Raw genomic sequence first — 10,448 nt, 5'->3', positions numbered from 1 at the left:
AAAGGATGTGGATAACTTTTCTCGGATTCGGTGCCCAACCCGGGCGTGTCGCAACGTTTCCCGAGCTGTTCCACGCACCTTCGTCCACCAGAATCGCGCTCACGGACCAAAATCGGCGATTTTTTCGAGCGGTCCGAAAAACGTCCAAAATCGTTCGCTCAGCATCATCCTCCCGGACAGCGCTTTCCCAACGATTCGCCGCGGCTTCCGGAACCTCCTCGCTGAGGTCACTTTGGTGACCGGCATAGCCGGCATTGTCCACCAAAGTGACCCTAAAGTGACCTTGCCGGTCAGGCTTGCGCCCCATTATCCGCGCCGGTCGCGTTGCTTATGCGTTGCCGAGCGGTGAGGCGGGCTTTGACTGTCCATCGGTCACTTCGCGACAGCTCCCCTGACAAGGGGAGCCGAGGAAAAGGTTGATCTGCTGTCCATCGCACCATCCACCACAATCGTTCCTGGCGAACGTTTTCGCCTGTTTTGCGTCGCCGCCGCGAAAACCTCCGAAATCGTTCGCCACGCGCGATTCTGTCGCATTGGCCGAGGAACGCGCGCCGTCCGCTCTCCGACCGGGAGAATCGCGCGTGGCGACGAAAAACGGTGGTTTTCCCGGAGCGCCGGAAAAACCACCGAAAACGTTCGCTGAAAACGATTCTGCTGGACGGCGAGCATCGTACAAGAAGGGCGGCCGTCCGGTCTCCCGGCGCGGCCGCCCGTACGTTCCCGCCCCGGGGGAGCGAAAATCGATCAGTCGTTGTTCGAGTTCTGCTTGAGACGCAGGGTCAGCTCCATCACATAGTTATAAATTTCTTGCTTTTGCTGCATCTTCTCGTTGATCTGGCGCACCGCGTGCATCACCGTCGTGTGATCGCGTCCGTGGAACACCTCGCCGATGTCCACCAAGCTCATGCCGGTGTTTTCGCGGCACAGGTACATGGCGATCTGACGGGCGATGGACACGTTCTTCGTACGGCCCTTGCCAACGATGTCGTCAAAGGACAGATGGAAGTACTTGGCCACCTGGCTGATGATGTCGGTGGGCTTGATCTCGACATCCGCCGTGAAGAAGTCCTGCAGCGTCTGCTCGGCCAAAGCCGGCGTAACCGGCTGGTTGCTGAGCGATGCGACGGCCGTCACTCGGGTGAGCGCGCCTTCCAGCTCGCGGATGTTCTCGGTGAACCGCTCGGCGATCAGGTCGAGCACGTCGTTGGGGATGTTCGTGTGGTTCATCGACGCCATCATGCGCAGAATCGCGATGCGCGTCTCCAGATCCGGCGGCTTCACGTCGACCGGCAAGCCGGATTCGAAGCGGGAAATGAGTCGCGCCTCGAACCCTTTGAGGTTCTTCGGCGCCACGTCGGACGCGATGACGATACGCTTGTTCGCCTGGTACAACGCATTAAACGTATGGAAAAATTGCTCGAGCGTTGCTTCCTTGCCGCCAAGGAACTGGATGTCGTCGATGAGCAGCACGTCGACCTCTCGGTAGCGGCGGTTGAACTCGGCGATCTGGCCCTGACTCTTGTTGGTGTCGCTCAGCGCCTCAATGAATTCGTTGGTGAACTCCTCGGACGTCACGTAGCGGACCTTCAGGGTCGGGTCCTTGACCAGCGCGTAGTTGCCGATCGCGTTCAGCAGGTGGGTTTTGCCCAGGCCCGACCCGCCGTAGATACACAGCGGATTGAAGTCGCGCCCCGATCCCTCGGCCACGGCCAATGCCACAGTTCGCGCGAAACGGTTGGAATCGCCGGGAACGAACGTGTCGAACGTCGCGTTTTTGTTCAGATGCGTCTGCGGATCGCGCGCGACCTGCGTGCGGCTCGCCGTGAACGTGCCTTCCGGAATCGCCGACGGCATGGACTGCTGCGACGGCATGGACGCGGGCATCGTGCCGGCTGGCGCGGGCCTGACCGACGGCGTGGCGACGGTCGGCAGCGGACGGTTGATGCGCGGCGCGGATTCGTCCGCCCGGTACGCGTCCTGGCTTAGGTCGGAGACGGTCGGCGCCGACCGCGCGTCGAACTCCTTGGCGAACGTGTTCTGCTTGGCCTGCTGCGCGGAGACCGGTTCCGGCTCGGGTTCAGCGGGCTGCTCCTGACGCGGCTCGACCTTGAACGCGGGGAACATCGACGTTCCCGACGCGATGCTCAGCGCGTGCAGCAGCGGCTGGTTCAGTTCCTTCTGCAGCGCCTGCTGCGTGGCGAGGTTCTCCACGCTCAGTACGATGGTCGTACCGAACACGGCCTCGGGCACCACGCCTTCGAGCCAGCCCTTGTCGCGGGCGGTCAGCTTTGAATTATGTTTGAGCAGAGCCAGCGCGTCGGCCCAGATGCGGGCCGCCTGCGCGGCGGGGTCCTGCGGCGTGTGCGCCATGCGGGCCTCCTCCACTCGAACGAATAATTACGACAACAGACCATTTTTACTCCGAAAGCTGGAAGTTATCCACAGGCTTGCGTGTTGCAAATACTGGAATGTGAATAACATCCGTGTAATTTGTGGATAACTTTGCGCCGCATCCGCCTGATTTTTCAACGTTTCCGCGTGTCGTGCCGCGCCCACGCCGCTGTTCGGAATGTGAAAACCCGCTCGGCGTTTTGACTTGTGGGCAGGGGTAAGAGTACTTTGGTATAGCTTGACTCATGAGGAGCCGTGCTTTGGCGCGGCTAAAAACACCGGGAGCTACAACTATGAAGAGGACATTCCAGCCGAACAACCGCCGTCGTCACATGAAGCACGGTTTCCGCGTGCGCATGCGCACCCGCTCTGGCCGCGCGCTCATCAACCGTCGCCGCGCCAAGGGCCGCGCTTCCCTGTCCGCCTGATCGACGGCAACGGCAGTAACCGACGTGGAGCGGCTCAGGAGCCATCGTGATTTCGTCACCGTGCTCAAGCGCCGCCGTAAAGTCAGCGACAAGGATATCGTCGTGCACTATCTAGTGCGCGACGATTCCTCAGTTTTGGGCGATACGGCGACGTCCGCGCGGCGCGTCGGTCTTGCCGTATCCAAAGCGGTGGGTCACGCGGTGACCCGCAACGCGGTGAAGCGACGTTTCCGCGTGCTCGCGCGACGGTACGAATCCAGCCTGCCCGAGCGCTGCGACGTCGTCATGCGCGCCAAACCGAGCGCCGCGACGGCCGACTTCCAATCGCTGGACGAGCAGGTGTCGTCGCTGTTCGCCGCGGTGTCGCGTAAATGCGCGAACGCGGCCGCGAAGTGTGACGGCCGATGACCGTCGCCGACGGCATGATTCGCGCGATTCGCTGGTATCAGCGCGCCATTTCCGCGAATCGTCCCGCTTGCTGCAAGTACTATCCCAGCTGTTCGCGATACGCGATCGAAGCGCTGGAACGATACGGCGCGCTGCGCGGGGGACTGTTGGCCGCATTGCGATTGCTGCGCTGCCGGCCGTGGAGCCGCGGCGGCATCGATGACGTTCCGCAGCGATATTCCGTGTTTTACCGATTTTCGTGGTCGAAGGCCCATGAGGAGCCCCGACTGACACCACTGGCCTGGCAAGACGGTCCCGGACCGCGGTCCGATGACGGCCATGCGCAACATAAGGAGACGGCCTAAGCGATGATCAATTACGACAAATTCCTGCTGGACAGTGGCTTCTGGGGCTGGCTGTACAAGCTGCTGACCCCGGTCGAATGGCTGATGACCCAGATCATGGCCGTCTTCCACAAGTTCCTGACCCTGCTCGGCATGTCGCCCATCGGCTTCTCGTGGGTGCTGTCGATCATCTTCCTCGTGCTCGTCGTGCACGCGTGCGTGTTCCCGCTGTACTACAAGACGATGAAGTCGATGCGCAAGATGCAGGAAATCCAGCCCAAGATGCAGCGCATCCAGAACAAGTACAAAGGCAAGAACGACCAGGCCAGCAAAGAGGCCATGCAGCGCGAGATGATGAAGCTGTATCAGGACAACGACGCGAACCCGGCCGGTTCGTGCCTCCCGATGCTCATCCAGTCGCCGGTGTTCATGTGCATGTTCTACGTACTCTCGGCCATCCCGTACATCGCCCGCGAAAAGCGTGCGCCGCTCGGCGCGTTCGACGTGGCCACCGCGCAGCAGTTCTCGCAGACCACCGTGTTCGGCGTGAACGTGACCGACGTGTTCTCCACCGCGGCCACGCACGGCAAGATCGTCATCGGCGTCTTCGTCCTGCTCATGTGTGGCTGCCTGTGGTTCACCACGTACTTCAGCCAGAAGCGCAACATGAACCCGGAGGCGATGGTCGGCCAGGCTGCCACCATGCAGAAGGGCATGCTGTGGGTCTTCCCGATCATGTACATCTTCTCCGGCGTGACCATGCCGTTCGCCGTGCTGGTCTACTGGCTCACCAACAACATCTGCAACCTCGCCCGCACCATGTGGCAGGCGTACGCCTTCCCGACGCCGGGCTCCCCGGCCGCCAAGGACAAGGAGATCCGCGACCACAAGCGCGAGAACGATCGCCGCGCCAAGGCCGGCGAGCCGAGCCTCGAGGAGGAGAAGCTCATCAAGGCCAAGGAAGCCGCCGAACTCAGGGAGAAGCAGGGCTATCAGCGCGAGCAGCCGCAGCGCAAGAACCGCGGCAAGAAGAAGTAACGACGTCGCGCTGACGCGACGGGCGTGACCTGCGCGACATGCGCGACATGATGGTCTCGCGGGAAACGGACATGATAACGGACATGATTCGTTTCCCGCGAGACCTTTGGTTTAGACTGGTTTGCAGACTTTGACAATCGACCCTTCGCTGGACAAGGAGTAGTGGACATGGCGGAAGACGAAAGGACGATCGATCAGCTCAATGAGGAAGCTGACATCGCAGCCGACTATCTGGAGGGCCTGCTCGACATCGCCGACTACGACGGCGACATCGAGATGGGCGTGCGCAACAATCGTCCGATGGTGCAGATCGTCGCCGACGACGACACCGACATCAAGCATCTCATCGGCCGCAACGGGGAAGTGGTCGACGCGCTGCAGCAGCTGACGCGACTGGCCGTCCAGCAGAAGACCGGCGAGCGTTCGCATCTGATCGTGGACGTCGACGGGTTCCTCAAGCACAAGCGCCAGCGTCTGCGCGACATCGCGCTCGACGCGATCGACGAGGTGAAGGAGACCGGCGAGCCGGTGAACCTTAAGCCGATGAACTCGTTCGAACGCAAGGTCGTGCATGACGTTGTGCGCGAGGAGGGGCTCAAGTCGCGTTCGCACGGCGAGGAGCCGCGCCGTTACGTGACGGTGTACCTGCGCGCGAACGCGGAGGACGCCGCCGACGTCGACGAGACGGAGGAGTGATCCGTGCCGGATCATGTTTCACATGAAACCGTTCGCGGCGAGGCTGTTGCGGACGGCGTGCGGGATGATGCGGTCGCACGTGCGGCTGCGAACGATGGCGTGACGGACGGCGGTTCGGTCGCGTCTGTCGAGCCGGCTGCATCGATTGTCCCGGCGACGGACGAACTCGACGGATCGCCGATCCTCGCCCAGGTACTCGGCGACGCGCTGCCCAAACTCGAGATCTTTCACGACAAGCTCATGCGCGAAGGCGAACCGCGCGGCCTGATCGGCCCGCGTGACGTGGCTATCGTGTGGGAGCGCCACATTCTCAACTCTGCGGCCGTGGTGCCATTCATCCGCGAGACGACGCGGAACGAGCGGTACAAGACCGTCGCGGACATCGGCTCCGGCGGCGGCTTCCCCGGTATCGTCGCGGCCGCGTGCCTGCCGGACCACCGGTTCACGCTGATCGAGCCGATGGAGCGCCGCGTCGAATGGCTCGACGAATGCGTGCATGAGATGGGGCTGAAGAACGTCGAGATCGTGCGCGCTCGGTCCGAGGAGATCATCGCGCGCATCCGCAGGCGCGACGGACTGTATCCGTTCGCCGTGGCGACGTGCCGCGCGGTCGCGCCCATGACCAAGCTGTCCGGCTGGACGCTGCCGCTGCTCAAATCGCACGGCCGTCTGGTCGCGCTCAAAGGCCGTTCCGCACAGGCCGAAATCGACAAGGCCGCCAAGGAAATCGCCAAGCGTGGGGGAGTGCGCCCGCGCGTGGTCGAGGCGGAAGTCGGCCCCGGACTCGAGCCCACGCACGTGGTGCTGGTGGACAAGCGCTGACCGAGTTATCCACATTATCCACAGTGAGAAAAAGTTATCCACAATGATGAGCAGTTCACGTCGCGTTCAGGAACAAACGCTGGAGTTCCGGCGATTGAAGCGGGATTAGGCGCCGCTCTGGACCGCCTGGCGCACACAGGTTATCCACAGTTATCCACAATAGTGTGCACAACTATGTGGAAAGTTGTGGACAGCCGGCCGGACGGGTTTCCGACGCTTTTCCATGGCGTCCGAACAGCGTCCGAAAACGGCCCAAACAGCCGGTTTGAACCCGTTTTCATGTCCATGCGAACGATGAAACTGGAACGTACTGTCTGGTGAAGGAGGAGCAGTGTCCACCACGAACGGCGCACCTGAATTCGAAACGGTAGAGCAGACCATTGGCCGCATTTTCGGCAATGGGGCCTCCGATTCCTCGGTGGGCATGCAGATCGCGCAGGAAAAGCAGCGCTACGCCGCCATCGAAGCGCAGGTCTTCCCCAAGCCCAAGGAAACCCGCATCATCGCGGTCGCCAACCAGAAGGGCGGTGTCGGCAAGACGACCACGGCCGTCAACATCGCCGCTGCACTGGCCAAGGGCGGCGCGAACGTGCTCGTCATCGACATGGATCCGCAGGGCAACGCGTCGACCGCGCTCGGCATCGAACACAACTCCGGCATGGACTCCGTGTACGACGTGCTCGAAGGGCGCCGCACCATCGCTGACGTCAAGCAGGTCTGCCCGGACTTCCCGACGCTCGACGTCGTGCCCGCATCCATCGACCTGTCCGGCGCGGAACTCGAGATCGCTGACTCGCCGAACCGCAATAATCTTATGCGCGATGCGCTGACCAAGTATCTGGCCGAAGCTGACAAGCACTACGACTACGTGTTCGTCGACTGCCCGCCGAGCCTCGGCCTGCTCGTCATCAACGCGATGTGCGCCGTCAACGAAATGCTCATCCCGATCCAGGCCGAATACTATGCGCTTGAGGGCCTCGGGCAACTTATCAACACCATCGGCCTCGTGCAGAAGCACTTCAACCCGACGCTGCTCGTCTCCACCATGCTGGTTACCATGTACGACCGCCGTACGCTGCTCAGTCGCGAGGTATACGCGGAGGTCAAGAACCACTACCCGTCCATCGTGCTCGACACCACAATTCCCCGCACCGTGAAGATCTCCGAGGCGCCGAGCTTCGGGCAGACCGTGATCGCCTATGACAAGTCGAGCATGGGCGCCACGGCGTATCGCGAGGCGGCTCTGGAGATGGCGCGCCGTTCGGATCAGGCGTTGGAAGCGATTGCAATCAAGCGAGGAGAACACTGATTATGGCTACGAAGTCGCGTTTAGGCAAGGGACTTGGCGCGCTGTTCCCGGACCTTCCCGGCGATGCCCAGCATGAGCTCGACGAACTGTCGGCGATGACGCCCGCTCAGCGGGAGAAGACGGTCGCCGAGGCATTGGCGAAGCCGGCTGCGGCGCCGTCTGCTGCGCCCGCTGCAAAGGATGGCAGCGTTGCCCACGCTGTCAGCGCCGACGATGAGCCGGCAGCATCTGCCGCACCGATCAGCCGCACGTCCATTCCACAGGTCATCAGCACCGCGTCCACGCAGGCGCAGCCGGTGACCGCGCCCGCGGTCGACCGATCCAAGCCGTCGCAGTCGGCGAACGGTTCCGCGCACGCCGGCAAGGGCGGCAAGTCCAAGTCCAAGCGCGCGGCCATGCCGGGCATTGGCGACGCCGGCGCGCATCCGAGCGACCTGTTCTTCGGCGACACGACCACGGCCGTGCCGGTCGCGGGCAAGTCCGCGCCCGCCGGGTCATCCTCCGCTGCACACGATCGCAAGCAGGCTGCGACCAAGGCGTCGTCCCGTGCGGCCAAGCCGGCCGATGTTTCACGTGAAACCAAGGACAACGCGGACGAACCGGAACTCAAGCCGGTGTTCGGCGGCTATCTCGCGGAACTGAACACCACCGACATCGGGCCGAACCTGCACCAGCCGCGTACCGTCTTCGACGAGGAGGAACTCAACGAGCTCGCCGCGTCCATCAAGGAAGTCGGCGTGCTGCAGCCGATCGTCGTGCGCAAGCGCCCCGCCGCGCAGATCGAACAGGCCCGCCGCGACGTCGCCGAACGCGTCGCGAATGGCGACACGGAAGCGGCCGACGAGCGCCTCGACAGCCCATACGAGCTCATCATGGGCGAACGCCGCTGGCGCGCGACCCAGCTCGCCGGACTGACCACGATCCCAGCAATCGTCAAGACCACGGCCGACGACGACATGCTGCGCGACGCACTGCTCGAAAACCTGCACCGAGTCGCGCTCAACCCGCTCGAAGAGGCGGCCGCGTACCAGCAGATGATCGAGGAATTCGGCCTCACACAGGCCCAGCTGTCGAAGTCCGTGTCCAAGTCGCGCCCGCAGATCGCGAACACGCTGCGCCTGCTCAACCTGCCCGCCAGCGTGCAGAAGCGCGTCGCCGCAGGCGTGCTCTCGGCCGGCCACGCGCGTGCGCTGCTGGGTCTGACCGACGAATCGGAGATGGACAAGCTGGCCGACCGCATCATCGCGGAGGGCCTGTCCGTGCGTTCCACTGAAGAGATCGTCGCGATGAAGATCGCCTCCGGCGAGCAGCCGCGCAAGGCCCGCGCCAACAAGAACAATCCGTGGGCCAACTCGCCGATTCAGCAGCATCTCGAAAACCGCTTCGACACCAAGGTGTCCATCAAGGGCTCCAAGCAGCACGGCCGCATCGAAATCGTCTTCTCCTCGCCCGAGGACATGGACCGCATCCTCGGCCTCCTCGCCCCGCAAGGCGACGCCGCCGCCGATCCGAACGCCGGCTGGCGCTGATCGGATAGACATTCAATACGCTTGTGCCTCGCATGCCTTTCTCTGTGAAAGAGGAAAGGCATGCGGGGCACAAGCGTATCTAACGATTATTCGGTCGAACTATTCGCCCGGCGCGTTGAGGTAGGACTGGGCGTCGAGGGCGGCGCAGCAATTGTCACGGATGCGTGTCAGTCGTTGCTGAGCAGGCCGGCCATGTACACGGGCAGATAGAGTATGCGGTTTTCGACGGCGATGTTGCACGGGCCGAAAACGTATCCGGTGGAAAGATGGTATTCGCTGTGAGCCAGCACCGCATCCATTGCATGATGTCTTTTGTATGATTTGCCGGACTTGACTTCAATGGGCAGCACTGCATCATTGCGATCCTGAACAAGAAAATCAAGCTCGCCGAGTTTTTTGCTGTTGTAGTAATACAAGTCGAAGCCGTGCGCGGCCAGTTCCTGTGCGACGGCATTCTCATAGATGGATCCATAGTTGATGTCAGGATTCCCGTTCAGCACATCAAGCGCGGTTTTTTTTAGGAACGAGCCGGTGAGCAGACCGACGTCGTTATAGAAGAGTTTGAACAGATTACGTTCCTTGCTCATCTCCAACGGCGTGCACGGCTCATCCACGTTGTAGGCCGCTATGGCCACGTCGGCTCCCACCAGCCAGTCAAAATCGGATGCCACCGCCTGGAAACGTAAACCTTTTTCGACTTTGGAGAACGTGAATCGCTTATTCGGGTTGTTCAGTTCGCTGGGTACCAGATCGTAGATGGACCTGATGTGAAGCCGATCCTCTTTCCGGGCATACTGTCCGATATCGCGACGATATTCCCTTTTGATATTTTCCTGTATCGTTCGCACGTTCCTGACGCTGCCATCGGACACGAACGAACTAACCGCCGCCGGCATGCCTCCGATAACCAGATACTTGGCATACAGTTCCATCAACCGATCATGGGCGAAACCATCAACTTCCTTGCGATCGCGCAGGCAATCGCGCAGCATGTCGAATACGTCGCTCCCAGCCCCCTGCGACCAGCAGAATTCTTCGAAATCCAGAGGATGCATCTTCAATTCACTCATGTATCCCACCGGTATAGATCGAATGTCCTCCAATTCGACGCCAAGCAGCGAACCGGACATGATGTAGTCGAACCGGCCGTCGTCCACAAGGAATTTGATCGCCGTGACGATTTCCTTGCACTGTTGGACTTCGTCGAAGAACACTAGGGTCTTTCCGGGCACCATAGGGCTGTTCGTGGCCAATTCGAGCCGCATAAGCAGGTTCCTGGCGTCGCGCGGAGTGCTGAACAGTGTTGCCATTTCAGGATTTTCGATGAAATTCAGTTCGACGACGTGCTCGTAATGCGTTTTTGCGAAATGACGGATGATGTACGTTTTGCCGATTTGCCGTGCGCCGGTAATCAGCAGGGCCGTACGATTGGGAGACGTCCTCCACGCCTCAAGATCAGCTTCGATCTTTCTTGCCAGCAAGATGGCCCCCTCGGATGTGAGTT

At 61.6% G+C, this 10,448-nt stretch carries 11 protein-coding genes; 8 read left to right on the top strand and 3 right to left on the bottom strand.

Annotated elements, in window-relative coordinates; all coding sequences use genetic code 11:
- Both JS533_RS03695 and dnaA read right to left on the bottom strand, forming a co-directional pair.
- Positions 1 to 262: hypothetical protein (locus JS533_RS03695; RefSeq protein ID WP_241513172.1), on the bottom strand; the 262-nt coding region annotated here is incomplete at its 3' end.
- A 482-nt stretch (positions 263 to 744) separates the two neighbouring features.
- On the bottom strand, positions 745 to 2,328 hold the full coding sequence (gene dnaA / locus JS533_RS03690) for a chromosomal replication initiator protein DnaA (RefSeq protein ID WP_420838615.1): 1,584 nt from the start codon (positions 2,326 to 2,328) through the stop codon (positions 745 to 747).
- Between the two features lie 356 nt (positions 2,329 to 2,684).
- Here dnaA and rpmH point away from each other — a divergent pair, with 356 nt between their 5' ends.
- The 8 genes from rpmH to JS533_RS03650 all read left to right on the top strand — a co-directional run bounded on the left by rpmH (position 2,685) and on the right by JS533_RS03650 (position 8,944).
- Entirely contained in the window at positions 2,685 to 2,819 is a 135-nt protein-coding gene (gene rpmH / locus JS533_RS03685; protein ID WP_033494987.1) for a 50S ribosomal protein L34, read from the top strand.
- 24 nt (positions 2,820 to 2,843) lie between these two features.
- Entirely contained in the window at positions 2,844 to 3,227 is a 384-nt protein-coding gene (rnpA, locus tag JS533_RS03680) for a ribonuclease P protein component (protein ID WP_241513170.1), read from the top strand.
- A 14-nt stretch (positions 3,228 to 3,241) separates the two neighbouring features.
- On the top strand, positions 3,242 to 3,571 hold the full coding sequence (gene yidD, locus JS533_RS03675) for a membrane protein insertion efficiency factor YidD (RefSeq protein WP_051923928.1): 330 nt from the start codon (positions 3,242 to 3,244) through the stop codon (positions 3,569 to 3,571).
- A gap of 6 nt (positions 3,572 to 3,577) precedes the next feature.
- On the top strand, positions 3,578 to 4,588 hold the full coding sequence (yidC, locus tag JS533_RS03670; RefSeq protein ID WP_241513177.1) for a membrane protein insertase YidC: 1,011 nt from the start codon (positions 3,578 to 3,580) through the stop codon (positions 4,586 to 4,588).
- A 168-nt stretch (positions 4,589 to 4,756) separates the two neighbouring features.
- Positions 4,757 to 5,284 (top strand): Jag family protein, encoded by a 528-nt coding sequence (locus JS533_RS03665; RefSeq protein ID WP_241513169.1) that lies wholly within the window; start codon positions 4,757 to 4,759, stop codon positions 5,282 to 5,284.
- A 144-nt stretch (positions 5,285 to 5,428) separates the two neighbouring features.
- Positions 5,429 to 6,106 carry a 16S rRNA (guanine(527)-N(7))-methyltransferase RsmG gene (rsmG, locus tag JS533_RS03660; RefSeq protein ID WP_241513176.1) on the top strand — a complete coding sequence of 226 codons (678 nt, stop codon included), beginning with the start codon at positions 5,429 to 5,431 and terminating at the stop codon, positions 6,104 to 6,106.
- Positions 6,107 to 6,437: 331 nt separating this feature from the next.
- Positions 6,438 to 7,415: a ParA family protein gene (locus tag JS533_RS03655; protein WP_033494993.1), complete on the top strand. Its 978-nt coding sequence runs from the start codon at positions 6,438 to 6,440 to the stop codon at positions 7,413 to 7,415.
- Positions 7,416 to 7,417: 2 nt separating this feature from the next.
- Positions 7,418 to 8,944 carry a ParB/RepB/Spo0J family partition protein gene (locus tag JS533_RS03650; protein ID WP_241513168.1) on the top strand — a complete coding sequence of 509 codons (1,527 nt, stop codon included), beginning with the start codon at positions 7,418 to 7,420 and terminating at the stop codon, positions 8,942 to 8,944.
- Positions 8,945 to 9,111: 167 nt separating this feature from the next.
- Here JS533_RS03650 and JS533_RS03645 read toward each other — a convergent pair whose 3' ends face one another.
- Complete coding sequence (locus JS533_RS03645) at positions 9,112 to 10,425, bottom strand: ATP-binding protein (RefSeq protein WP_033495030.1); 1,314 nt, start codon at positions 10,423 to 10,425, stop codon at positions 9,112 to 9,114.
- Between the last annotated feature and the right edge of the window lie 23 nt (positions 10,426 to 10,448).

This window comes from Bifidobacterium amazonense (assembly GCF_018555435.2).
GTDB lineage: Bacteria > Actinomycetota > Actinomycetes > Actinomycetales > Bifidobacteriaceae > Bifidobacterium > Bifidobacterium amazonense.
Note: the sequence above shows the minus strand (reverse complement) of the source record. Positions and strands in the feature narration are given on the sequence as shown.

Coding starts and splice junctions, on each gene's coding strand:
- rpmH (WP_033494987.1), top strand. CDS start 2,685: ATGAAGAGGACATTCCAGCCGAACAACCGCCGTCGTCACATGAAGCAC.
- yidD (WP_051923928.1), top strand. CDS start 3,242: ATGATTCGCGCGATTCGCTGGTATCAGCGCGCCATTTCCGCGAATCGT.
- JS533_RS03665 (WP_241513169.1), top strand. CDS start 4,757: ATGGCGGAAGACGAAAGGACGATCGATCAGCTCAATGAGGAAGCTGAC.
- JS533_RS03650 (WP_241513168.1), top strand. CDS start 7,418: ATGGCTACGAAGTCGCGTTTAGGCAAGGGACTTGGCGCGCTGTTCCCG.